Genomic DNA, 22926 nt, shown 5'->3' on the forward strand with positions numbered 1-22926 from the left:
CACGTCGGCCAGCAGGCATGCAAAGGCAGGCGAAGGCTTGAGCGGGCGCGGCACGATCTGCCGCCTCCGTGCGCGGACCGCTCAAAAAGCGGCCTGACGAAAGAAGCCCACCGGCCTCACTCGATCGCGCAACGCGTCGCCTGCCATGCCACCAGCCGCCAATGCCCGTCTACCTGAGCGTGGATCGCGGTATAGGCAATCGGAAACAGCAACGCGCCGTTGTTCGCCTCCATCTCGATCAGCGCGCGGCCCGTCACGATAAAGGTCTCGCGCCCGGCCGGCAGCACATCCTGCGACTGGATCTCGATCTGCCGGTAGCGGCGGCGCCCGGCCGTGATCCCGTCGATGAACTGCTGCTTCGTTTCGCGTTTGCCATTCGTATGGATATAGCTCACGTTGTCGGAGAGCAGCGTGTCGAGCAACGGCCCGTTACCGTCGACCATCGCGCGAAAACGGTCGCGCTCGAGCCCACGAATCGCTTCGATCACCTTTTCGGCCATTGCTCAGCCCCTTTGCCTCGACGGGCCGACAGTGGCCACGGTCGTCAGAAGTTACGTTGCAAATATAGCTGGCTGAAATTTATACCAGGATTCGGCTCTTTGATACCGCTGTTCGCCAGGTGCTGAATCCGGTAGCTCGCCAGGTGCGCTGGACGGCTGCCGGGCAGCCATCCGATCGAATTCGGCCCCGACCCAGGCCGGAATCCGCCCTTCCCGGTGCGGTTCGCCCCCGCCAGACACCGAGTAAACCCTCTATATATTGGGGGCCGCAAGAGCAATAAATCATAAGAAGAAAGCCTGAAACCGCCGGATTGCTGCCCCAAACCTCAAAAAACCGGTGATTCCGCACAGACAGACGCGTATCCACAGCAAATCCTACGCTCATCCCCGGGAAGTTGCAGAAGGCGTATGATGCTATTGAAAATCAAATTTCGATAGCCATGCGGGAACCGGGATACCCCCACGCACTCTAAGTATTAGCACTCGGTAATTCAGAGTGCTAACATCCACGCTGGAGTCGAAGTTCGACTGAGCAATTTGCTGATTCCAAGGAGTTTTCTACGTGAGCAACGCAATGACCCTTCCGAGTACTCTAAGCCCGTCGTCGGCTAAGGCCGCTTCGGCAGGTGCACTGGCGCTCTCGCATTCTTCGCTGCTGCCCGGTCAACTGGGCAATATCGACGCCTACATCCAGGCCGTGAACCGGATTCCGATGCTGACGCCGGCGGAAGAACGCCAGTTCGCCACTGAATTCCGCGACCAGGCCAATCTGGAGTCTGCGCGCCGCCTTGTCCTGTCGCACCTGCGGCTGGTGGTTTCGATCGCGCGTAACTATCTGGGCTACGGTCTGCCGCATGCCGACCTGATCCAGGAAGGCAATATCGGCCTGATGAAGGCCGTGAAGCGCTTCGACCCGGAGCAGAACGTACGTCTCGTGTCGTACGCCATGCACTGGATCAAGGCTGAGATTCACGAATACATCCTGCGCAACTGGCGCATGGTGAAGGTCGCCACCACCAAGGCGCAGCGCAAGCTGTTCTTCAACCTGCGCAGCCACAAGCAGGGCTTGGGCGCGTTCACGCCGGACGAGATCGAAGGTCTCGCCAAGGAACTGAACGTCAAGCGCGAGGAAGTGGCCGAGATGGAAACGCGGCTGTCCGGCGGCGACATCGCGCTGGAAGGCCAGGTCGAGGACGGTGAGGAATCGTACGCGCCCATCGCCTATCTGGCCGATTCGCATAGCGAACCGACGGCTGTGCTCGCCGCGCGTCAGCGCGACAAGCTGCAGAGCGACGGTATCGCCAGCGCGCTGGAATCGCTGGATGCACGCAGCCGCCGCATCATCGAAGCGCGCTGGCTGCACGTCGAAGACGACGGCTCGGGCGGTTCCACGCTGCATGATCTCGCCGACGAATTCGGCGTGTCGGCCGAGCGGATTCGCCAGATCGAAGCCAGCGCCATGAAGAAAATGCGCAGCGCATTGAACGAGTACGCTTAACGCCCAACACGGCGCCCTCCGGTGCCCTGTCAGACACTAGCCCTGCCTTCGTAAGACGGCAGGGCTTTTTCTTGCTCCCGTGGAAATCGCACCCCGTTTCCTTGACGTATCGCAAGCTTGCTTGTATTACTGAGATGGACGGCACCCTTCCGCGACCCAATGCCACGGTCGCGAACTTCCTCGCTGCCAGCCCCTATCTTAATATCGTTATGTACTCGCCAAGCCGCCCAGGTCACCTGCGCGGTTTGAATCCGACCGGGCAAACCGGTGTGAAGTCGTCCATCGACCGATCATGACCATAACGCTACACGACAGGAATCCGCCTCGCGTCACCCTGCGCGCGCGAATCGCCAACTGGGCGCGCGGACCCACCTTTGGGCGAGATATCGCCATCGTGCTCGCCATCAAATTTGCACTCCTGATGGTCCTGAAGTACGCCTTCTTCAATCATCCTCTGGCGGACAACATGTCCATGCCGCCCGCACTCGTTGCGCAAGCCCTGCTTTCAGCGCCTGCCCCGCATCCGTCTCAAGGTGATCAACATGCCCGTTAGCGAAGTCGTCGATCTTTCGCGCCTCCAGTTCGCCGTGACGGCGCTTTATCACTTTCTGTTCGTCCCCCTGACGCTTGGACTGTCGTGGCTGCTCGTCATCATGGAAGCCGTCTACGTGATGACCGGCAAGCAGATCTACAAGGACATGACGCAGTTCTGGGGCAAGCTGTTCGGCATCAACTTCGCCATGGGCGTCACGACCGGCCTCACGCTCGAGTTCCAGTTCGGCACCAACTGGTCGTATTACTCGCATTACGTGGGCGACATCTTCGGCGTGCCGCTCGCCGTCGAAGGGCTGATGGCTTTCTTCCTCGAATCGACTTTCGTCGGCCTGTTCTTCTTCGGCTGGAACCGTCTGTCGCGAGTGCAGCATCTGATCGTCACCTTCCTCGTGGCGCTGGGCTCGAACCTGTCGGCGCTGTGGATTCTGGTCGCGAACGGCTGGATGAACAATCCGGTCGGCGCCGAGTTCAACTACGAAACCATGCGCATGGAGCTGTCGAGCATCTTCGCCGTGCTGTTCAACCCGGTGGCGCAGGTGAAGTTCGTGCATACGGTGTCGGCCGGTTATGTGACCGCGTCGATGTTCGTGCTCGGCATCTCGTCGTGGTATCTGCTCAAGCGCCGCGACACGGAATTCGCGCTGCGCTCATTTGCGATTGCGGCGGGTTTCGGCCTGGCGTCGACGGTCTGTGTGATCGTGCTCGGCGACGAATCGGGCTACCGCACCGGCGAAGTCCAGCAGGTCAAACTCGCCGCCATCGAATCGGAATGGGAAACCGCGCCGGCACCGGCGCCGTTCACGATCTTCGGCATTCCGAACCAGAAGGAAGAGCGGACCGACTACGCGATCCGGATTCCGTACGCACTCGGCATTATCGCGACGCGTTCGCTCGATGAACCGGTGCTGGGCCTGAAGGATCTGATCGCGCACAACGAAATCCGCATCAAGGACGGCATGCTCGCGTACGGGGCGCTGCAGCAGTTGAAGCAAGGCAATGCCACCGACGACGCCAGGACCACCTTCGCACTCCACAAGGACAATCTCGGCTATGCGCTGATGCTCAAGCAGTTCACCGCCAACGTCACCGACGCGACGCCGGAGCAGATCGCCCAGGCGGCGAAGAAGACCATCCCGCCCGTGCTGCCGGTGTTCTTCTCGTTCCGGATCATGGTCGGCCTCGGCATCCTGTTTCTTGCGACCTTCGTGCTGGCGTTCTGGTTCTGCGCACAGCGTTCGCTGCTGCTCGACAAGCGCCGCTGGTTCCTGCGCTGGGCCGTGTGGGCCATTCCATTGCCGTGGATCGCGGCGGAATTCGGCTGGGTGGTGGCCGAAGTGGGCCGTCAACCGTGGACCATTGCCGGCATCCTGCCCACGGCATTGTCTGCCTCGAGCCTGACGGCCACCGACCTGTATCTGAGCATTGGCGGCTTCGTGGTGTTCTACACAGCGCTCTTCGTGATCGAGATCACGCTGATGTTCAAGTACGCGCGCCTCGGCCCGTCGTCACTGCATACGGGACGCTACCACCACGAAACGCCGCCGCCCGGTCAGCCGTCCAAGCCGCTGAGCACCACGGCCGCATGAGTCGCCATCACGCTGCGCAAGCTGTCCAAGCTGTGTAAAAGGGAAAAATCATCATGGATTACGCAACCCTCAAAGTGATCTGGTGGGTCCTGATCGGCGTGTTGCTGATCGGCTTCGCCCTCACCGACGGTTTCGACATGGGCACGGCCATTCTGCTGCCCTTCATCGCGAAGACCGATACGGAGCGGCGCATCGTCGTCAATACGGTCGGCGCAACGTGGGAAGGCAACCAGGTCTGGTTCATCACCGCGGGCGGCGCGATGTTCGCCGCGTGGCCGCTCGTCTACGCCGCGTCGTTTTCGGGTTTCTATTTCGCCATGCTGCTGGTGCTGTTCTCGCTGTTCTTCCGGCCGGTGGGTTTCGACTACCGCAGCAAGCGTGAAGATCCGCGCTGGCGTAGCGCGTGGGACTGGGCGCTGTTCATCGGCGGCTTCGTGCCGGCGCTGGTGATCGGCGTCGCCTTCGGCAACCTGCTGCAAGGCGTGCCGTTCTCGTTCGATACGGACTTGCGCGTCACCTACCACGGCAGTTTCTTCGCGCTGCTCAATCCGTTTGCGGTGCTGTGCGGGCTCGTCAGCGTGTCGATGCTGGCCGCGCACGGCGCCGCCTTCGTGAAGATGAAAACGGACGACGTGATTGCGCGTCGCGCGTCGCTGGCGTTGCGCATCGCGTCGCTGGCCGGCGTGGTGTTGTTCCTGGTTGCCGGCGCGCTGGTTGCGACGATGATCGGCGGCTATCAGATCGTCGACGCCGCGCCGTTCGATACGGTCGCCAATCCGCTGTTGAAGAGCGTGATCGGAGCGCCCGGTTTGTGGCTCACCAATTACTCCACCTACCCGTGGATGGTCGCGGCGCCGGTGATCGGCGTAGTGGGCGGCATGCTGGCCGTGCTGCTCGCAAGCTCGCGCTTTGAGAAGAGCGCGTTTATCTGCACCGGGCTGATGATCGTCGGCGTGATCCTGACGGCAGGCTTCTCGATGTTCCCGTTCATCATGCCGTCGTCGCTCGACGGACGCAGCAGCCTCACCGTGTGGGATTCGACTTCGAGCCAGATGACGCTGCAGATCATGCTGATCGCCGTGATCATCTTCCTGCCCATCATCCTGATCTACACGAGCTGGGTGTACCGCGTGATGCGCGGCAAGGTGACGAGGGCCGCGCTCGAGGAGAACAGCCACTCGATGTATTGAGGTGTCCTTCCCATGATGTCGCAGACGTAACTGAAACTGAATTCACAGGAGCACATGATGTGGTATTTCAGCTGGATTCTCGGTATTGGCGTGGCCCTCTCGTTTGGCATCATCAATGTGATGTGGCTCGAGTCGCAGCGGCCGGCTGAGGCGGCGGCAAAGCGCAAGACGGATTGACCACCTGCTGAGGAACCCTGATGAGCGGCTTGTTCAAGCAGCTCATTCATGACGAGCGGTAAACGAAAGAGCGGCGCCTGTATGACAGGCGCCGCTCTTTTTCGTGCAGATTCATTCACCGTGACACGGAGACGGTCGAAACCGCTCCCGTGTCACATCGCGTCACGCCGGTTGAGGCGCAGCCGCACCCGTTGCACCCGCCGCCGGCAGACGTGCCGACAACTGCTGCGCATAACGCGGTGCAGCCTCACCGACGACAATGTGGAACGTATCCGGCGAGATCCACGCCACGTCGAGCGCGGCGAGACGCTGACGATCCACCGCGGTCGGGTCCGTCACCACGACGCGCAGACGGGTCGACGCCACCGCATCCAGCGACACGATATTGGTCGCACCGCCGAACACCGCGAGCCAGCGCGCCGGATCGGGATCGAGCGGACCGCTTTGCGCACCGGCAACCGCTGCAGCAGGAGCAGCAGACGCTGCCGCCGCCACTGCCGGCTTAGCCTCGACGCCGCCGCCCTGAGCAATCACGGTACGGATTTCGTCGGCGATGATGTCCGCTTCCGGTCCGATGATCACCTGCACGCTGGTAGCGCCACGCTTCAGCACACCACGCGCACCGATCGTCTTCAGATCCGCTTCCGAAACCTTGCTCGGGTCCACCACCGACAGACGCAGACGCGTCGTACAGGCATCGACGATCGACAGGTTCGCGGCGCCACCCAATGCTGCGATATAGCGCTGGGCACGCGGCACGGATGCGGCAGCAGCCGGTGCAACGTAACCGCCCTTGTCGAACGACTCGATCTGTTCTTCAGCAGCAGCGGGTTCGCGGCCCGGCGTCGCCATATTGAACTTGCGGATGAAGAAGCGGAACAGGCCGTAGTACACGACGGCGTAGATCGCACCGATCACCAGCGCCCACCAGCCCTTGGTCGACAGACCGTAGTTCAGCACATAGTCGATCGCGCCGGCCGAGAAGGTGAAGCCGAGGTGAATCCCCAGCGCCGAGCAGACGGCGAGCGAGATCCCGGTCAGCACCGCGTGGATCGCATACAGCACCGGTGCGAGGAACATGAAGCTGAATTCGATCGGCTCGGTCACGCCCGTCAGGAACGAGGTGAGCGCCATCGAGAACAGCAGGCCGCCGACCATCGCGCGGCGTTCCTTCGGTGCCTCATGGAACATCGCGAGACACGCGGCCGGCAGGCCGAACATCATCACCGGGAAGAAGCCCGTCATGAAGGTGCCGGCGGTCGGGTCGCCCGCGAAGAAGCGGTGCAGGTCGCCCGTGACCGCAGCCCCGCCACCCGGCGGCGTGAAGCTGCCGAACACGAACCACGTCAGCGAGTTCAGGATGTGGTGCAGGCCCGTCACCAGCAGCAAGCGGTTCAGCACGCCGAACACGAAGGCGCCGATCGCGCCGGCGGTGGTCAGCCAGTGGCCGGCCATGTCGATCGCCGACTGCACCGGTTGCCAGACGTAGCCGAGCACAATGCCGATCACCAGACAGGTCACCCCCGTGACAATCGGCACGAAGCGTTTCCCTCCGAAGAACGCGAGGTACTCGGGTAGCTTGATGTCCTTGTACTTGTTGTACAGCATCCCGGCCACGAGACCCGCCACGATCCCCGACAACACGCCCATGTTGAGCTTGTCGTTGATGTCCTTCATCACCGCGATTTCGACCAGATAACCGATCGCGCCCGCGAGCGCCGCCACGCCGTTGTTGTCCTTCGCGAAGCCGACCGCGATGCCGATTGCAAACAGCAGCGGCAGGTTGTCGAAAATCGCACCGCCCGCGTCGGCGATCATCTTGATGTTGAACACATCAGGCTGGCCAAGTCGCAGCAGCAGCCCGGCAACCGGTAGCACCGCAATCGGCAGCATCAGCGCGCGGCCGAGCCGCTGCACCTTCAGAAACGGATTCCCATCCATTTACACCTCCAATCCTTTGTCTCTTCGTCGAGTCGTAGCTTTACGTGGTTATGTAGCGAAATTGCGCCGTGGACTGTGTGGGGTTCAGTCCAGCGGCCAGGTTTCGCGGCTCACTGCTCTTACCGCCTGCGCCGACTCCAGCGCCAGGACATCCTGGGCACGTTGTTGGCATAGCTGATAATTGAGGTTGCGCACTCGCGCTTTGATGCCCGGCACCGACACCGGGTCCACCGACAGCTCGGTCACGCCCAGGCCGACGAGCAGCGGCACGGCCAGCGGATCGCCCGCCAGTGCCCCGCACACGCCCACCCATTTGCCATGCCTGTTCGCGCCCTGCACGGTCGCTGCAATCAGGCGCAGCACCGCCGGATGCAGACCGTCGGCTTGCGCGGCGAGGTCGGCCTGGCAGCGGTCCATCGCCAGCGTGTATTGCGTCAGATCGTTGGTGCCGATCGAGAGGAAGTCCGCGTACTGCGACAGTTGATCGGCCAGCAACGCCGCCGACGGCACTTCGATCATCACGCCGACTTCGATCGGATCGGTGCGGCCCATCTCGCGGGCGAATTCGTCGATGCGCTTGCGCAAGCGGATCAGTTCGCCGGCGTCCGTCACCATCGGCAGCAGGATGCGCACAGCGCCGAGCGGTTGCACCGCCAGCAGGCCGCGTAACTGGTCGTCGAGCAGGTCCGGGCGGACTTGCGCCAGACGGATGCCGCGCAGGCCGAGCGCGGGGTTCGGCTCGGGCGGCAGCGTCAGATAATCGACTTCCTTGTCCGCGCCGACATCCAGCGTGCGGATGATCGCGGTACGGCCGGCGAGCGCATCGACGATCGACTGATAGCTTTGGCGATGCTCGTCGGTGGTCGGAGCCGAGGCGCGGTGGATGAACAGCAGTTCGGTGCGCAGCAGACCAACCGCATCCGCGCCGTTCTCGACCGCCGTCCTCGCGTCGTCCAGCGTGGCGATGTTCGCCGCCACTTCGACCGCGTGGCCGTCCGCCGTCGCGGCTGCCTGTTGCGAGGTGCGGCGGTTCGCTTCGCGCACGCCGGCAAGCCGTGTGCGTTCGACGCGGGCGCGCTCTACGTCCAGCGCCGTCGGCGCAAATTCGATTCGCCCGGCAGACGCATCGACCACGACTTCGGTGCCTTCGGGAATCGCATGCAGGGCGTCGCCCACGGCTACCAGCGCCGGAATGCCGCTCTGCCGCGCGAGAATCGCCGCGTGCGAGGTCGCGCCGCCACGGGCCATCACCAGTGCCGTGACATGCGTACGGTCCAGCGACGACAGATCGGAAGGCGTGAACTCTTCGGCCACCAGCACGGCTTCGTTCGGCAGCGTCCGCGCCGCGTTGTTCGAATAGCCGAGCGCGCGCAGCACGCGCTTTTCCAGATCGCGCAGATCCGCGGCCCGTTCGGCGAGCAGCGCGTCGTCGACTTTCGTCAGGACTGCGATCTGTGCGCGGATCGACTGGCGCCATGCAAAGCCGGCGCTCTTTCCAAGGCTGATCTGATCGCGTGCCGCGTCGAGCAGCGTCGGATCTTCAAGCAAGACGCGGTGGACCGCGAAAATGCCCGCCTCGCCATGCGCGCCGCGTTGCGAGGCGTCGCGCACTGTTGTGTTCAGTTCGGCGTCGACGGTGGCAAGCGCCTTGTCGAGCAGACGGCTTTCCGCCGCCGACGTGCCGCTTGCCGTCTCGGGTGGATCGAGATCCGCATCGTCCCAGCGCACCAGCTTGCCGACCGCGATGCCAGGCGCCGCGCAAACGCCCGCGAGCGTATTGGGCGCGAGCGGCGCACCGCCTGTCTGGGCCATCAGAGGCGCCGGCGAACTTTGCCGGGCCGGCTTTTCTTCGACTTCGCCATGCGCTTCGCGCAGCAACTCATGCGCGACCGCTTCGACCGCGGCAGCCGCTTGCGGACCGACGCCGAGAATTTCGACCGTCGCACCTTCGCCCGCGCCGAGGCCGAGCAGACCCACGACGCTTTCGACCGGCGCCTTACGGCCGTCGTAGCGCACTTCAACGCGTGCATCGAGACCGCGCGCCGCTTCACGCGCACGAGCCGCGGGACGCGCATGCAAACCGCCGGCGTGACCGAGCGTCACCGTCTGGCGCGCCTCTTCCGTCACATGAGTCGCCTGGCGCGAGGCTTCCGCCGCCGCGCCGCCTCGCTCGCGCAGCACCAGCAACGGCGTTTTACCCGCCTTCAGCATGCCGCCTTCCGCGCGCTCGACGATCTCGAACGCATCCGAGTTCGCAATCGCAATCACCGACACCAGGCTCGGCGCGTTGCACGCCACCAGATCCTGATCGAACTCGATCAACAGATCGCCAGTGCGCACCTGGGCGCCCTGCGCGACCTTCGGCGTAAAGCCGCGGCCGTTCAGTTCGACCGTGTCGATACCGATGTGCAGCAGGATCTCCGCGCCCTCGGCCGTCGCCAGCGTCAGCGCATGACCGGTGCGCGCCAGATGCGTGACAACCCCGTCGCACGGCGCGACGAGTTTGCCCTCCAGCGGATCCACGCCAATCCCGTCGCCGAACATGCCGCCCGAAAACACAGGATCGGGCACGTTCGCGAGCGGCACGACCGGACCGGTCATGGGCGCGAGCAAAACAATATGGCCTTGGGAATGGCTCATCAAGCGGGACTCCTCGACACGTCGCATCTGATTTCTCGATCAGTGAGTTTCGGTGACTTTATTCAGATGGCGCGGCGCATCGGGATTGCGTCCGCGTGCGGCGGCAAGACCCGCAGCCATCACGTAAAAGGAAAGAATGGCGGCGATCGGGTCGAGCGCCGCATGGGCCGTCGTCACGAGCGGCAAAGTGGCTTCCGGCACATCGGCCGGGGCGGCGAGCAGCACGCGTGCGCCGCGCGCCTGCATGTCGCGGGCAAGCTGGATCAGGCCGGCCTGCTCGGGGCCGCGCGGCGCGAACACCAGCAGCGGGTAGTCGCGATCGATCAACTCCATCGGACCATGGCGCACTTCGGCGCTTGAAAACGCCTCGGCCTGGATGCCCGAGGTTTCCTTGAGCTTAAGCGCCGCTTCCTGCGCGATCGCAAGACCGAGACCCCGGCCGATCACGATCATGCGTTCGACACCGCGCAATTCTTCAACGGCCTGGCTCCAGTCGAGCTGGCCGGCGCGCCGCAAGGCTTCGGGCAAGTCGCGCAGCGCAGCGAGCAACGCTTCGTCGCGCTGCCAGTGCGCCACCAGTTGCGCGGAGATCGACAGCATCGCGATATAGCTCTTGGTGGCCGCGACGCTCAATTCAGGACCGGCGACGAGCGGCAGGTGCCATTCGCACGCGTCGGACAGCGGCGATTGCGGCGCGTTCACGGCGGCCACGGCCAGGGCACCGGCCTCGCGCAACGCAACCATCGTGCCCACCAGATCCGGGCTCTTGCCGGACTGCGAGAACGCGACAGCCAACTGATCGCGCACTTGCAATGGCGCCTGCTGCAGCGTCGCCACGGACATCGGCAACGAAGCGACCGGCACGCCGATGCGGCTCATGGTAAGGCTTGCGAAATAACTGGCTGCGTGGTCCGAGCTACCGCGTGCCACGGTGAGCGCGACATGGCGCGGATGTTCAGCGAGCTTCCGCGCGAGCGCCTCGACGCGCGACGTATCGGCAAGCTGCGCGGCGACCACTTCGGCGGACGCCAGCGCTTCGTTAAGCATATTCGACAATTGATTCTCCTTCGACGTAAGTCGCGGTCAGCGCCAGTTCACGATCGAACACGACGATATCGGCCCAGGCACCGCGCGCGATGCGGCCGCGGTCTTCGATGCCAAGGTAGTCGGCGGCGTAGCGCGACAGACGGTTTGACACATCGGCCATAGGCAGGCCGATCGATACCAGATTGCGCAGCGCCTGATCCATCGTCAGGGTGCTGCCGGCGAGCGTGCCGTCGGCAAGACGGACGCCGCCCAGACACTTCGTGACATGCTGGCTGCCGAGACGGTACTCACCGTCCGGCATGCCGGTAGCGGAGGTGCTGTCGGTCACCACATACACACGCGGAATCGCCCGCATGGCGGCGCGAATCGCGCCAGGATGCACGTGCAGCAGATCGGGGATGATCTCCGCGAACTCGGCGTGCGCGAGCGCGGCGCCGACCATGCCGGGATTGCGGTGATGCAGCGGCGACATCGCGTTGAACAGGTGCGTAAAGCCGCACGCGCCGTGCTTGAGCGCGGCGACGGCATCGTCGTAGGTGCCGAGCGAATGGCCGAGCTGCACGCGCACGCCGCGCGCAGCGATTTCGGAAATGATGTCCATGTGGCCGGAGATTTCCGGCGCGATCGTGACCACGCGGATCGGCGCGATGGACAGATACTTCAGCACTTCATCGAGCACCGCCGACACCGCGGCGTCCGGCTGCGCACCGAGCTTGCCGGGATTGATATACGGGCCTTCGAGGTGAACCCCCAGCACGCGCGAACCACCCGGCGTGCGCACCCGGGCGACGTCGCCGAGATTCGCGACCACGTTCATCAGCTCTTCGCGCGGCGCGGTCATCGTGGTGGCGAGCAGGCTGGTGGTGCCGAAGCGGGCGTGCGTGCGCGTGATCGTCTCGATCGCGTTGCCCGCCTCCATGACGTCGGAGCCGCCGCCGCCGTGCACGTGCAGATCGATGAAGCCCGGCAGGATATAGGGCGCGTCGTTGGTGGACGGGTCGACCCGCTCGCCCGTGAGCGACGTGATGCGGCCGTTTTCGTATTCGAGCGTGCCGTAAATCCACCCATCGGTGGTGAGTATGTTTCCGGTCAGCATGAGTCTCTCTGATATTACGTAGTGCGATACGTTGCCAATTCGCGCTCTTCAGCCTTGCGCGAGGGTTGCGCCGATACTGCGCCGGTCCTGCGACGTTATTGCGCCCTCATTGGCGCAACTCGGCGACAAAGTCGTAGTAATCGTCCCGGCAGTAGGTGTCCGTCAATTCGATCGCGCGCTGATCGGCGCTATAGCCGATGCGCGTGATCACCAGCAGCGCCGAGCGCGGCTCGATGTCCATCAACGACGCAATCTCGCTCGTCGCATTGACGGCCCGAAAGTGCTGCAGCGCGCGCACCACCGCCATGCCGCGCTGTTCCAGATAGCTGTACAACGACACGCCGATGGCCTGCGGGTCGGGCACGATCGAGGCCGGCAACGCCGAATGCTCCACCGCCATCACGATGCCGTCCGCGCGCCGCAGGCGCCGCAGACTCGTGACCGCCGCGCCCGGCGACAGGCCGAGGTGCACCAGTTCGTCGCGATTCGCCGCGCGGATGCCGCGCTCGAGCCAGACCGAGTCCGGACGAAAGCCGCGTTGCTGCATCTTTTTCGTGAAGCCGGTGAGCCGCGACAGCGGATCTTCGACGCGCGGCGTGATGAAGCTGCCCGCTCCTCGCGCACGCCGGATCAGGCCTTGCTCGACCAGCAGCTCAATCGCCTTGCGCGCGGTAATGCGCGACACGCCAATCGCATCCGACAACGTACGCTCCGACGGCAACGCCTCGCCCGCCGACCAGACGCCACAGTGGATCGCCGTGGCCAGGTTGCGCGCGAGTTGCAGGTAGAGCGGCGTGACGTTGCGAGCGTCAGGCATCAATGCGGACCAGCGTGTTTCCATGGGACTCGGATGGGTCGAAAGGACGAGCACGGGCTACGAAAGGAGAGCCCATTATATAACCACCATAATACCAGTCAATCGAGTTGTTTCAGGCCTCGCAGATCGCCCTCAAAGCCTTGATGGGAAAGGGATTTAGCGTGATTTACAGCGATTTTCCGGGCATCTTCGATGATCGGTATTTACCCGTATTCGGCATCATTTCAGGCCCAGTAGCGAACCACTGGTTCGCTACCGCACAGAGCGCTTAACATCACCTTGCTAGTTTCGTCTTACTAATGCCTTGCGATGCGGCTGGAGCACAATATTTTCCGTTTTTATATAGGATGGCAGCCAATATCCCGCTGTGTGACACTCACGAAAACCCCCGGAGAGCCGTACGTTGACCGATCCCACAGCGCTGCGGCGCGCTGAGGCAGTTCGCCACTTCAACCGCTTCTATACGAAGCACGTCGGCGCACTGCATGAGCGCCTGCAAAAAAGCGCGTTCTCATTGACCGAAGTGCGCGTGCTGCATGAACTGGCACGCGAACGCGCACAAACCGCCGCGGTACTGACGCGCAACCTGGGACTCGACAGCGGCTATCTGAGCCGTCTGCTGACGAGCTTCGAGCGCCGCAACCTGATCACCCGGCGTCCCTCGGAAAGCGACGCGCGTCAGTCGCTCATCGCGCTTACCGACGAGGGTCATGCCGCTTATGCACCGCTCGACTGCGCCGCCATCGAAGAAGTGCTGTCGGTGCTGGAACGGCTCGCAGACAGTTCGCAGGAGCAACTGATCGGCGCCATGAAGCTCGTCGAACGGCTGCTCGACGATCAGCCGCGGCGCGGCATCATCACCTTGCGGGCGCCGCGCGGCGGCGAATATGGCTGGCTGGTGCACCGGCAAGCCATATTGTTCGCCAGCGAACACGGCTGGGATCAATCCTTCGAAGGATGGCTCGCGAAGACGGTCGCGGACTTCACGCTGAATCGCGATCCGCTACGCGAGACCTGCTGGATCGCCGAACAGGACAATTCGATTGTCGGTTCAGCCATGGTGATGGGCGTGTCGGCCACGGTTGCGCGGGTCGAACTGCTGTACATCGAGCCCGATATGCGCCGCCTCGGTATCGGCACGCAACTGGTCGACGAATGCGCGCGATTCGCGAGACGCGCGGGCTATACCAAGCTGACGCTCTCGACCGTCACCACGCTCGCCGAATCGCGGCGGCTCTGCGAGCGCGCCGGGTTTATCTGCGCCAGCTCGACGCCGGAGCTACGCTTCGGCCATGACCTGACGGTGGAGCGCTGGGAGCGCGATCTGTAGAGGGGCTTGGGGGGCTGCAGCTCGAAGAGAATCTAGAAAATCAACTCCCCCACCGCCGCCGCCAATGCCACCACCAGCCATGGGGGCGTACGCAGTGCCCACAGCAGCACCAGCGCAGCGGCAGCAAAGGCAACGTCGGTGAGGCTGCGGAGTGAATGAACACAAAGCGGCGAGTAGAACGCTGCGCCCAGCAAGCCAACGACGGCGGCATTGATACCCAGTAGCGCGTAACGCACCCAGCGCACCGAGCGCAGCCGGTCCCACAGGGGCACCACGCCAACCACGAGCAGAAACGAAGGCAGAAAGATGGCGACCACCGCGATTGCCGCTCCGACAATGCCCGCCGGCTGCTGGCTGGAAACGCTGCCGAGGAAAGCCGCGAAGGTGAAGAGCGGGCCCGGCACCGCTTGAGCAGCACCGTAACCGGCGATAAAAGCGTCGGGCCGAACCCAGCCGGCCGGCACCACGACTGACTCGAGCAAGGGCAGCACGACGTGACCGCCGCCGAAAACCAGCGAACCCACCCGAAAGAAACTGCTGAACAGATGCAGCGCGTAACTGCCCGAGAGTGCCGCCATGGCCGGCAACCCGAACAGCAGCGCCGCAAACAGCGCGAGCACGAGTGCAGGATGCGCCGCGGTACTCCTCGTGATCGGCTCACCCGCGCTACCCGGTACGGGCAAGCGGTGTCGCAGCAACCAGCCCGCCAGTGCACCGACCAGCAGTGCGGCAATTTGCATCAACGGCGTCGCGCCGCTGAGCATCATGGCCGCAGCCACTGCAGCAATTGCCAGCCGCGGCAAATCCGGACAGAGCGTGCGAGCCATGCTCCAGAGTGCTTGCGCGACGACCGCTACGGCGGCCAGTCCGAGGCCATGCAACCAGCCGGCGGAGGCGGCGCCGGCGCCGTAGTGCGTCATCACGAGCCCAAACGCCCACAACAAAACCGCGGACGGCAAGGTAAAGCCGAGCCACGCGGCAAACGCACCAGCGAGACCACCCTGTCTCAGCCCAAGTGCGATGCCGACCTGGCTGCTCGACGGTCCCGGCATGAACTGGCAGAGCGCAACGATATCGGCAAATGCTTCGTCGCTCAGCCATGCCCGCCGTTTGACGAATTCATCGCGGAAGAAGCCGATATGCGCGACCGGACCGCCGAAGCAAGTAAGGCCCAGTTTCAGGAAGATCAGGAAAATGCGCGGCGCAGTGAGGCGCGCCATTGAGTCCTGTGAAGCCATGCAGCAATCCTCGTAGAACAGGCGTGGCGAATTATCCAGCATCTGCGACGTGGCCAGAGCGAGGCGCAGTGTTTCGATGGCGCGGGTTGGTTCGGGTGGCGTAAAAAAAGCGCCATGGTCATCCATGGCGCCTGGTGTTTCGCGGCCCGCTGTCGCGGTCTACGCCGTGCTTAGAACGACGGCACCACCGAACCCTTGAACTGCGTCTTGATGAACTGGCGCACGTCTTCCGATTGATAAGCCGCCACCAGCTTCTTCACCCACGGCTTGTCCTTGTCCTGGGTGCGCACGGCAATCAGGTTCGCGTACGGGCTGTGGATGTCCTCGAGCGCGATGGCATCCCTGGTCGGCTGCAAGCCGCCGGCAAGTGCGTAGTTGGTGTTGATGGCAGCGGCGTCGACGTCGGACAGCGAGCGCGGCAATTGCGCCGCATCCAGTTCGACCAGCTTCACCTTCTTCGGATTGTCGGCAACGTCGAGCGGCGTCGCGCTGTTGCCGTTCGTGCCGGCGCCGGCCTTCAGCTTGAGCACGCCCTGCGCCTGCAGCAACAGCAGCGCGCGGTTCTCATTGGACGGATCGTTCGGCACGGCGACCTTCGCACCCTGCGGCAGGTCCTTCAGCGACTTGATCTTCTTCGAGTAGATGCCGAGCGGCGAGATGTAGGTGAGACCGGCGCTGACGATCTTGTAGCCGCGCTGCTTCACCTGGCTGTCGAGGTAGGGCTGGTGCTGGAAGCTGTTGGCATCCAGATCGCCGGCGTCGAGCGCGGCGTTCGGCTGCACATAATCGTTGAATTCGATGACCTTCACGTTCAGGCCTTCGCGCTGCGCCACTTTCTGGACCACGGCCCAGATTTGCGCATCGGGACCGCTGATGGTGCCGACCTTGATGACCTTGTCATCGGCATGAGCGGAGAAGCTGGTGACGAATGCGGCGGTAGCGACAACTGCGGAGAGGGCTTTCAGGATATTTCTGCGCTGCATGGTGTTCTCGTTGGTTCTGATCGGTGTCAGATTCAGGTGAAAGGCCGGCGGCGTATTGCGTACCGCCGACTGGACCGCAAATGGTCTCATAGGGCCGGCGAGAAGTGAAATATCACGATCTCATATCGGTATGCCGTGGGGCGTACGGGGATGCGATGCGTGAGCACCGGGGCTGAATCTGCCGACTCCGGGTGTGATGCTTCGAGACCAACAGGGATCAACAGAACGAAAAGAAATAGCGGGTCGCCATGCGCGTGCCGGGAGCACGCGCATGGCATCCAGCCTCAATCGAGCAGCAGCTTGATATCGTGCACCCAGGGCGCGGCGCCCTGACCATCGCGGGCGAAGAGCCGCAGCTTGCCGTCCGGGTCGAAGACATAGCTCGCAGCCGTGTGGTCCATCGTATAGCTGTCGGGCGTCTTGCCCGGCACCTTCGCGTAGTAGACGCGGAAGTCCTTTGTCACCTTGGTGAGCTGCGCCTCGTCGGCGGGACGCAAGCCGACAAACGAAGGATTGAAGGCCGGCACATACTGCGCGATCAGCGCCGCGGTATCGCGCTCGGGATCGACGGTGACGAACAACACCTGGACGCGGCTGGCATCCGTGGGTCCGAGTTGCTGCAGCGCTTGCGAAAGCTCGGCCATCGTCGTCGGACAGACGTCCGGGCAATGCGTGTAGCCGAAGAACAGTACCACCACCTTGCCCTTGTAGTCCGCGAGCGTGCGAGTCTTACCGGTGGTGTCGGGCAACGAGAAGTCCGTGCCGAACTGCGCATTGCCGGTGATGTCGACGTTCTGGAACGAGGGAGCGGGTTTGCCGCAGCCAGAGGCCAGTAGCGCGCCGCCGAGCGCACAGGCCATCATGGCGGCGCGCGCGAGGCGCGCTAGCCGGTTTGTGAGCATGGTGTTACGCGCCGATCAGGACACGTGCATAGTGATCGATCAACAGCGCGGCGAACAGCAGCGACAGATAAATGATCGAATAACGGAACAACTGACGCGCGAGTGTATCGGAGTACTCCCGATAGATCTTCCACGCGTAGGCGAGAAACACGGCGCCGAGCAGCACCGCGGCCAGCAGATAAACGACGCCGCTCATGCCGGAGATGAACGGCATCAACGTGACCGCGAACAGGATCACGGAATACAGGAAAATATGCAGCCGCGTGTACTGCTCGCCATGGGTGTTCGGCAGCATCGGCAGGCCGGCGTTTTCGTAGTCCTTGCGGCGATACAGCGCGAGCGCCCAGAAATGCGGCGGCGTCCACACGAAGATGATCAACACCAGAATCCATGCATCGCCGGGCACGTGGCCCGTGACTGCGGCCCAGCCCAGCGCCGGCGGCATGGCACCCGAAGCGCCGCCGATCACGATGTTCTGCGGCGTGGCCGGCTTGAGCAGCAGCGTGTAGATAACGGCATAGCCGACGAAAGTGGCGATCGTCAGCCACATGGTCAGCGGATTGGCGAACGTATAAAGCGTCCACATGCCAAGGCCGCCGAGCACCGCCGAAAACAGCAGGATTTGCCCCGTGGTGATTTCGCCGCGTGCCGACGGACGCCACGAGGTGCGGCGCATCTTCGCGTCGATCTTCTGTTCGACGAGGCAATTGATGGCGAAGGCCGCGCCGGCCAGCAGCCAGATGCCGACGGTGCCGCCGATCAGCACGGTCCACGGCACCATGCCGGGCGTGGAGAGGAACATACCGATCACCGCGCAGAACACGGCAAGCTGCGTCACGCGCGGCTTGGTCAGCGCGATGTATTGGGAGATCCGGCTACCGGGGGTCTGGGAAAGAGTTGTGCTGTCCATGAGGGTCACGCTGGCGCGGCATCGCGCGCGGGCAACGCGGCGCGGCCGGGACGGCTATAAGCGATCCGAAAGTTTAGCATAACGAGCAGGAGCAGCAGGATTGCGGCGCCACCGTTATGGGCGACTGCAACGGCCAACGGCCATTGCAGGACGATGTTGGAGAGGCCCGTGACGAACTGGATCAGCACCACCAGCAACACGCCGTTGGCGGGACGCCGCAGCGATTCGAAGCGGCGCACCTTCAGCGCGAACCAGAGCAGATAGGCGACCACCACGATCGCAAAGGTCCGGTGGGTCCAGTGGATCGCCACCAGCGCATCCTGGGTGATCATCTCGCCGTCGCCGGTCATGCCAAGCGCGCGCCACAGGTGGAAACCGTGGGCGAAGTCCATCGGCGGAATCCATTGGCCGTTGCAGGTCGGGAAGTCGGTGCAGGCCAGCACCGCGTAGTTCGTACTGACCCAGCCGCCCAGCGCAATCTGCACGATCAGTAGCGCCAGGCCGGCAAGCGCCGCCGCACGCCAGTGCGCGACCTCGGGCTCGTAGGCAGGCAGCGGCGTCTGGCGCGCCGCCAGCCAACCGAGCGTGCCGAGCAAGGCGAGGCCCAGCAGCAGGTGCGTCGTCACGATCACCGGTTGCAGCTTGAGCGTCACGGTCCACGCGCCGAACGCGCCCTGCACCAGAATCAGCAGGAGCAGCGAGGTCGGCCACCAGGGCGACACATGCAGCGGACGCCGCTTGATACGCGCCACCCATGCGATCAGCGTCTGCGCGACGATCAGCACGCCGATCGCCATCGCGAAGTAGCGGTGGATCATTTCGATCCACGCCTTGGTCATGCTGACGGGCCCGGTAGGCATGGCCTGGTGAGCCGCGGCGATCGCGGCGTGCGCGATGAAGGGCGAGGACGTCCCGTAGCAACCGGGCCAGTCCGGGCAGCCGAGACCGGAGTCGGTGAGGCGCGTGAAGCCGCCGAACATCACGAGGTCCAGCGTCATGAAGGTGGTGACCCAGACCAGCTTGCGGAATTTATTGTCGTCGGCCTTGACCCATACGTAGGACAGCGGCAACAACGCTATGCACAAGCCGATCAGGCCCAGTTGCAGTACGAACATCTCTCTACCTTCTCGCGATAAACGGTGCGGCCGATGGTGCTACAGGCGGTCCACTCCGCGGTGCACTCCGGCATGCGATAAAACGCCGCATCAGCCGATGCTCGACCACTTCAGCAGCTTCGTGATGTCACCCTTGATCTTGCTCGGGTTCGGATCTTTCGGGAAACGCATCATCAGATTGCCGTTCGGATCGACCACGAAGATGTGATCGGTGAGGCTCGTGCCGGCATCGACCGGCAGCCAGGCGGTCAGCGCGGCCGGGTCGGCGATCAGCTTGCGCGTGTCCGGATAGGCTTTTTCGATGACGTCCGACACGTTGCCGGCGTCGGTGCGCAGCCAGACCTCGACCACCCGCTCACGCTCCGGTCCTTGCGTCGCGCGCACCTGGCGCATGAAATACAGCTTGGTGACGCAAGCCTTGTCGCAGGCGCTGCTGTCGACGGAAACCAGCAGCCATTTGCCGCGCAGCGAGGCGAGCGCCAGCAGCTTGCCGTCGTCGCCCGTCACGACCAGGCCCTCGGGAATCGGCCGCTGCGGCTCGACCAGCGCGCCGTAACTCGTGCTGCCGCCGGTGGGTTTGATGACGTAGTACGTGAAGTACGAGCCGATTACCGGCGCGGCGCAGACGAGCGCGATCAGCAGCATCATCCAGCGGCCGCGATGCCACGATCCTTTGCCGTGGGGCTGACCGGGCATCACGGCCGGGCCAGCGGATTTGCCGGCTTGCGGCGAACGGGGAGATTGCGTCGACACTACAAAACCTCTTTAAATGTTAGGTGCTGGGCGCGTGCTCTTTCTTTGCTGCGCGCCGCGCGGCATAGAGACCGAAGGCCAGCGCCGCGATTGCCATGCCCCACCATTGCAGCATGTAGCCGTAGTTGCGCTCGACATCGGTGTCCGGCGCCGGCCAGTCGCGCACCAGCTTGTCGCCATCGTCGCTCAACTGCTGGATCACGAACGGCTGCAGCGGCAACCCGGTCTCCGCAGCGTACGCGCTCACATCCAGATTCTGCCGGATCAACTGGTGCGCGGCCGAGCCGCCCTGCCCCAGTTCGAACGCGCGGGTTGCATCGGCGCGCGCAATGCCTTCGATCTCGATCTGACCTGCCGGCGTGACGTACGGTGCGATAGTGGTGCGATCGGCGATGTTGCGCGGCAACCAGCCGCGATTGACCAGCACGTAACCGCCATCGGCGAGTTTAAAGGGCATCACGACGTAAAAGCCCGGCTGGTCGTTATACGGGCGATTGTCGAGATACACCACCTTGTCGGCGACGAAGCTGCCGCGTGCGCGCACCCGGTGAAATTCGATATCCTTCAGCGCAACCGGCGCGCCGCTGAGCGGCTCGGCCGGCGCGTTTTCGAACTGCGTGATGTGGGCCTGCAGAGCCTCTTTCTGATGCGCGCGATCGCGCTGCCAGAAACCCAGCCGCACCGTCACCGCCACGACGATCAGGATCAGCAGTGCCGGCAACCAGCGGATCTTCATCGTGCCGGCCCCAGGGCCATACGCGGCGCAACGCACGGTGCGATAATAACCATCTTGCCTTTGCGCTCCTGAATTTCAGCTGATTTCATGCACATTATCGTTCCCATCGCCTTTGCCCTGATCATTGCCAGTATGGCCTCGGCGCTGTACTTCATGATGCACGACAAGGGCAAGACGAAACGCATGGTCTGGTCGCTGGCCACTCGCGTGGGCCTGTCGATCTCGCTGTTCCTCTTCATCCTGTTTGCTCACTGGATGGGGTGGATCCAGTCGACCGGCATTCCTTACGGCCGCTAAGCCATGCTCATAGGCGGCGCGATTGAGCGCCCGCCAGAAGCAAAACGCCGCCCTGACAGGGTCGAGGGCGGCGCTGCATCAGCCTGCATACTACTCGTGGGCTCCGCCGCTTGCAGCGAACCCGGCAATCCAGACGCCTGCGCGTAGCGGGTAACAATGACCGCGCGCAGGCCCGTCAAGCTTTACAGCCAGTACACGACAACGTACAGCCCGAGCCACACCACGTCCACAAAGTGCCAGTACCAGGCCGCCCCTTCAAAGGCGAAGTGGTGATCCGCCGTGAAGTGGCCGCGGATCACACGCACCAGCACCACCGTCAGCATCGTGCCGCCCAGAAACACGTGGAAGCCGTGGAAGCCGGTCAGCAGGAAGAACGTCGAACCATACACGCCTGAGGCCAGCGTCAGGTTCAGTTCGTTGTACGCGTGGTAGTACTCGAAACCTTGCAGGAACAGGAAGCACAGTCCCAGCAACACCGTCGCGGCCAGCCACGCAATGGTCTTGTTGCGATGGTTCTCGCGCAGCGCATGGTGAGCCACCGTCAGCGTCGCGCCCGAGGACAGCAGCAACGCCGTGTTGATGGTCGGCACCGGCCACGGTTGCATCGACTTGAAGTGGGACACGAGCGTTGCCGGTCCGATGTTCGGCCACACCGCCGTGAAGTCAGGCCAGATCAGCTTGTAGTCGAGGCTGCCCAGTTCATGCAGCGCAATTTCACGGGCGTAGAACAGCGCGCCGAAAAACGCGCCGAAGAACATGACTTCGGAGAAGATGAACCAGCTCATGCTCCAACGGTACGACTTGTCGACGTTCTTGCCGTACATGCCACCTTCGGATTCGGAGATCGCGTCGCCGAACCAGTGCCACAACGTGTAGAGCAGCCACAACAAACCGGCGAGCACCGTAATCGGCGCCCAGCTTTCGCCGTTGATCCAGGCCGCAAGCGATGACAGCATGACCAGCAGCCCGATGGCCGCGCTGATCGGATGCCGCGACGGATGCGGTACGAAATAGTACGGGCTCTCGTTTTGACCGCTCATTCTTGATTCTCCACTTCAGTCCAGTTGTTCCGCTCGATCCGGATGGGTCCGGCTGTCTCTCCGGCGGTGCGTCGATACCGCACCGCTTCACTCTAATTTCGGGGCTGTGTCCGGCCCGGTGCTACCGCTTTTGCTGTTTCCCTCTACTGCGCGCCGGGCGCCTTAGCCCACCACCGCGCGTACCACCAGAATCAGGATGCCGATAAAAATCGCCGCACCGATCAGCGCCGCCGCCAGCACGTGGAGCGGATTGAGCTGGGTGGCGTCCGATTCCAGGTCGCGCCGTTTGCGCACGCCGAAAAACGCCCAGAACACGGCTTTCATCGACTGGCTGAAGCTGCCTTTCCCTGCAGCAGGGCCACCACCGCTACCGCCGTTGTCACTCATTGCGCGATCGTCTTCAGGAGAAAAAGCTCCGCTTGACGAAGATACCCACGAAAAACGCAGCGGCGATGGCCAGCATGAGCAAACCGAGCCGCAGGTTGCCCGCGCGGATTTCCTCAGGCGTACGTCGTTGTAGTGGATTCCGGGTCATGCTGGAGTTTCTCGGTACTTCACCAATGGAGCGTCGCTCT

The 22926-nt window shown here is 63.5% G+C and carries 24 protein-coding genes; 7 read left to right on the plus strand and 17 right to left on the minus strand.

Features of this window, described 5'->3' with window-relative positions:
• Positions 1 to 116: 116 nt before the first annotated feature.
• Positions 117 to 500, minus strand: coding sequence for a nuclear transport factor 2 family protein (locus tag BUS12_RS29435; RefSeq protein ID WP_074300876.1), 384 nt, complete (start codon positions 498 to 500; stop codon positions 117 to 119).
• A gap of 44 nt (positions 501 to 544) precedes the next feature.
• Positions 545 to 676: an acyloxyacyl hydrolase gene (locus BUS12_RS39500; RefSeq protein ID WP_429307531.1), complete on the minus strand. Its 132-nt coding sequence runs from the start codon at positions 674 to 676 to the stop codon at positions 545 to 547.
• 386 nt (positions 677 to 1062) lie between these two features.
• On the opposite strand from BUS12_RS39500, the gene rpoH reads away from it, so the two are divergent.
• From rpoH to cydX, 5 genes are all read left to right on the plus strand, one after another.
• Positions 1063 to 1998 (plus strand): RNA polymerase sigma factor RpoH, encoded by a 936-nt coding sequence (rpoH, locus tag BUS12_RS29445; RefSeq protein ID WP_074300878.1) that lies wholly within the window; start codon positions 1063 to 1065, stop codon positions 1996 to 1998.
• Positions 1999 to 2290: 292 nt separating this feature from the next.
• Positions 2291 to 2551: a cytochrome oxidase putative small subunit CydP gene (gene cydP, locus BUS12_RS29450; protein ID WP_074300879.1), complete on the plus strand. Its 261-nt coding sequence runs from the start codon at positions 2291 to 2293 to the stop codon at positions 2549 to 2551.
• On the plus strand, positions 2541 to 4139 hold the full coding sequence (locus BUS12_RS29455; RefSeq protein ID WP_074300880.1) for a cytochrome ubiquinol oxidase subunit I: 1599 nt from the start codon (positions 2541 to 2543) through the stop codon (positions 4137 to 4139). The genes cydP and BUS12_RS29455 overlap by 11 nt, the downstream gene beginning before the upstream one ends.
• Before the next feature lie 53 nt (positions 4140 to 4192).
• A complete protein-coding gene (gene cydB, locus BUS12_RS29460; RefSeq protein WP_074300881.1) occupies positions 4193 to 5329 on the plus strand; it encodes a cytochrome d ubiquinol oxidase subunit II in 1137 nt (378 codons plus the stop codon).
• A 57-nt stretch (positions 5330 to 5386) separates the two neighbouring features.
• Positions 5387 to 5506 (plus strand): cytochrome bd-I oxidase subunit CydX, encoded by a 120-nt coding sequence (gene cydX, locus BUS12_RS29465; protein WP_074300882.1) that lies wholly within the window; start codon positions 5387 to 5389, stop codon positions 5504 to 5506.
• A gap of 162 nt (positions 5507 to 5668) precedes the next feature.
• Here the strand turns inward: cydX and nagE are convergent, their stop codons facing one another.
• From nagE to BUS12_RS29490, 5 genes are all read right to left on the minus strand, one after another.
• The gene (gene nagE / locus BUS12_RS29470) at positions 5669 to 7447 is read right to left on the minus strand and encodes an N-acetylglucosamine-specific PTS transporter subunit IIBC (RefSeq protein WP_074300883.1); all 1779 of its coding nucleotides are present in this window, start codon (positions 7445 to 7447) and stop codon (positions 5669 to 5671) included.
• An 84-nt stretch (positions 7448 to 7531) separates the two neighbouring features.
• Positions 7532 to 10087, minus strand: coding sequence for a phosphoenolpyruvate--protein phosphotransferase (gene ptsP, locus BUS12_RS29475; protein WP_171991730.1), 2556 nt, complete (start codon positions 10085 to 10087; stop codon positions 7532 to 7534).
• 39 nt (positions 10088 to 10126) lie between these two features.
• Positions 10127 to 11134, minus strand: coding sequence for an SIS domain-containing protein (locus BUS12_RS29480; RefSeq protein ID WP_074300885.1), 1008 nt, complete (start codon positions 11132 to 11134; stop codon positions 10127 to 10129).
• The gene (nagA, locus tag BUS12_RS29485) at positions 11127 to 12230 is read right to left on the minus strand and encodes an N-acetylglucosamine-6-phosphate deacetylase (protein ID WP_074300886.1); all 1104 of its coding nucleotides are present in this window, start codon (positions 12228 to 12230) and stop codon (positions 11127 to 11129) included. The genes BUS12_RS29480 and nagA overlap by 8 nt, the downstream gene beginning before the upstream one ends.
• Positions 12231 to 12336: 106 nt before the next feature.
• Entirely contained in the window at positions 12337 to 13071 is a 735-nt protein-coding gene (locus tag BUS12_RS29490; protein WP_074300887.1) for a GntR family transcriptional regulator, read from the minus strand.
• A 379-nt stretch (positions 13072 to 13450) separates the two neighbouring features.
• Here BUS12_RS29490 and BUS12_RS29495 point away from each other — a divergent pair, with 379 nt between their 5' ends.
• A complete protein-coding gene (locus tag BUS12_RS29495) occupies positions 13451 to 14377 on the plus strand; it encodes a bifunctional helix-turn-helix transcriptional regulator/GNAT family N-acetyltransferase (protein WP_074300888.1) in 927 nt (308 codons plus the stop codon).
• Between the two features lie 32 nt (positions 14378 to 14409).
• Here the strand turns inward: BUS12_RS29495 and chrA are convergent, their stop codons facing one another.
• From chrA to BUS12_RS29530, 7 genes are all read right to left on the minus strand, one after another.
• Positions 14410 to 15615: a chromate efflux transporter gene (chrA, locus tag BUS12_RS29500; RefSeq protein ID WP_074301775.1), complete on the minus strand. Its 1206-nt coding sequence runs from the start codon at positions 15613 to 15615 to the stop codon at positions 14410 to 14412.
• A gap of 170 nt (positions 15616 to 15785) precedes the next feature.
• Positions 15786 to 16598: a MetQ/NlpA family ABC transporter substrate-binding protein gene (locus BUS12_RS29505; RefSeq protein WP_074301776.1), complete on the minus strand. Its 813-nt coding sequence runs from the start codon at positions 16596 to 16598 to the stop codon at positions 15786 to 15788.
• Positions 16599 to 16882: 284 nt separating this feature from the next.
• The gene (locus BUS12_RS29510) at positions 16883 to 17500 is read right to left on the minus strand and encodes an SCO family protein (protein WP_074300889.1); all 618 of its coding nucleotides are present in this window, start codon (positions 17498 to 17500) and stop codon (positions 16883 to 16885) included.
• Positions 17501 to 17504: 4 nt separating this feature from the next.
• Positions 17505 to 18410, minus strand: a complete 906-nt coding sequence (gene cyoE / locus BUS12_RS29515) for a heme o synthase (protein WP_074300890.1) — start codon at positions 18408 to 18410, stop codon at positions 17505 to 17507.
• A gap of 5 nt (positions 18411 to 18415) precedes the next feature.
• Complete coding sequence (locus tag BUS12_RS29520; protein ID WP_074300891.1) at positions 18416 to 19525, minus strand: COX15/CtaA family protein; 1110 nt, start codon at positions 19523 to 19525, stop codon at positions 18416 to 18418.
• A 90-nt stretch (positions 19526 to 19615) separates the two neighbouring features.
• Positions 19616 to 20278, minus strand: a complete 663-nt coding sequence (locus tag BUS12_RS29525; protein ID WP_074300892.1) for an SCO family protein — start codon at positions 20276 to 20278, stop codon at positions 19616 to 19618.
• 19 nt (positions 20279 to 20297) lie between these two features.
• Positions 20298 to 21014: an SURF1 family protein gene (locus BUS12_RS29530; protein ID WP_074300893.1), complete on the minus strand. Its 717-nt coding sequence runs from the start codon at positions 21012 to 21014 to the stop codon at positions 20298 to 20300.
• Between the two features lie 87 nt (positions 21015 to 21101).
• Here BUS12_RS29530 and BUS12_RS29535 point away from each other — a divergent pair, with 87 nt between their 5' ends.
• Entirely contained in the window at positions 21102 to 21311 is a 210-nt protein-coding gene (locus tag BUS12_RS29535) for a twin transmembrane helix small protein (protein WP_074300894.1), read from the plus strand.
• Positions 21312 to 21493: 182 nt separating this feature from the next.
• Here BUS12_RS29535 and BUS12_RS29540 read toward each other — a convergent pair whose 3' ends face one another.
• The 3 genes from BUS12_RS29540 to BUS12_RS39150 all read right to left on the minus strand — a co-directional run bounded on the left by BUS12_RS29540 (position 21494) and on the right by BUS12_RS39150 (position 22886).
• The gene (locus BUS12_RS29540; RefSeq protein WP_074300895.1) at positions 21494 to 22351 is read right to left on the minus strand and encodes a cytochrome c oxidase subunit 3; all 858 of its coding nucleotides are present in this window, start codon (positions 22349 to 22351) and stop codon (positions 21494 to 21496) included.
• A 162-nt stretch (positions 22352 to 22513) separates the two neighbouring features.
• Positions 22514 to 22738, minus strand: coding sequence for a DUF2970 domain-containing protein (locus tag BUS12_RS29545; RefSeq protein WP_074300896.1), 225 nt, complete (start codon positions 22736 to 22738; stop codon positions 22514 to 22516).
• 13 nt (positions 22739 to 22751) lie between these two features.
• Entirely contained in the window at positions 22752 to 22886 is a 135-nt protein-coding gene (locus tag BUS12_RS39150) for a cytochrome oxidase small assembly protein (RefSeq protein WP_216352739.1), read from the minus strand.
• Positions 22887 to 22926: the final 40 nt, after the last annotated feature.

Origin of the sequence: Paraburkholderia phenazinium, assembly GCF_900142845.1 — a bacterium.
Taxonomy (GTDB): Bacteria; Pseudomonadota; Gammaproteobacteria; order Burkholderiales; family Burkholderiaceae; genus Paraburkholderia; species Paraburkholderia phenazinium_A.

Coding starts and splice junctions, on each gene's coding strand:
- BUS12_RS29435 (WP_074300876.1), bottom strand. CDS start 500: ATGGCCGAAAAGGTGATCGAAGCGATTCGTGGGCTCGAGCGCGACCGT.
- cydP (WP_074300879.1), top strand. CDS start 2,291: ATGACCATAACGCTACACGACAGGAATCCGCCTCGCGTCACCCTGCGC.
- BUS12_RS29455 (WP_074300880.1), top strand. CDS start 2,541: ATGCCCGTTAGCGAAGTCGTCGATCTTTCGCGCCTCCAGTTCGCCGTG.
- cydB (WP_074300881.1), top strand. CDS start 4,193: ATGGATTACGCAACCCTCAAAGTGATCTGGTGGGTCCTGATCGGCGTG.
- cydX (WP_074300882.1), top strand. CDS start 5,387: ATGTGGTATTTCAGCTGGATTCTCGGTATTGGCGTGGCCCTCTCGTTT.
- nagE (WP_074300883.1), bottom strand. CDS start 7,447: ATGGATGGGAATCCGTTTCTGAAGGTGCAGCGGCTCGGCCGCGCGCTG.
- ptsP (WP_171991730.1), bottom strand. CDS start 10,087: ATGAGCCATTCCCAAGGCCATATTGTTTTGCTCGCGCCCATGACCGGT.
- BUS12_RS29480 (WP_074300885.1), bottom strand. CDS start 11,134: ATGCTTAACGAAGCGCTGGCGTCCGCCGAAGTGGTCGCCGCGCAGCTT.
- nagA (WP_074300886.1), bottom strand. CDS start 12,230: ATGCTGACCGGAAACATACTCACCACCGATGGGTGGATTTACGGCACG.
- BUS12_RS29490 (WP_074300887.1), bottom strand. CDS start 13,071: ATGGAAACACGCTGGTCCGCATTGATGCCTGACGCTCGCAACGTCACG.
- chrA (WP_074301775.1), bottom strand. CDS start 15,615: ATGGCTTCACAGGACTCAATGGCGCGCCTCACTGCGCCGCGCATTTTC.
- BUS12_RS29505 (WP_074301776.1), bottom strand. CDS start 16,598: ATGCAGCGCAGAAATATCCTGAAAGCCCTCTCCGCAGTTGTCGCTACC.
- BUS12_RS29510 (WP_074300889.1), bottom strand. CDS start 17,500: ATGCTCACAAACCGGCTAGCGCGCCTCGCGCGCGCCGCCATGATGGCC.
- cyoE (WP_074300890.1), bottom strand. CDS start 18,410: ATGGACAGCACAACTCTTTCCCAGACCCCCGGTAGCCGGATCTCCCAA.
- BUS12_RS29520 (WP_074300891.1), bottom strand. CDS start 19,525: ATGTTCGTACTGCAACTGGGCCTGATCGGCTTGTGCATAGCGTTGTTG.
- BUS12_RS29530 (WP_074300893.1), bottom strand. CDS start 21,014: ATGAAGATCCGCTGGTTGCCGGCACTGCTGATCCTGATCGTCGTGGCG.
- BUS12_RS29535 (WP_074300894.1), top strand. CDS start 21,102: ATGCACATTATCGTTCCCATCGCCTTTGCCCTGATCATTGCCAGTATG.
- BUS12_RS29540 (WP_074300895.1), bottom strand. CDS start 22,351: ATGAGCGGTCAAAACGAGAGCCCGTACTATTTCGTACCGCATCCGTCG.
- BUS12_RS29545 (WP_074300896.1), bottom strand. CDS start 22,738: ATGAGTGACAACGGCGGTAGCGGTGGTGGCCCTGCTGCAGGGAAAGGC.
- BUS12_RS39150 (WP_216352739.1), bottom strand. CDS start 22,886: ATGACCCGGAATCCACTACAACGACGTACGCCTGAGGAAATCCGCGCG.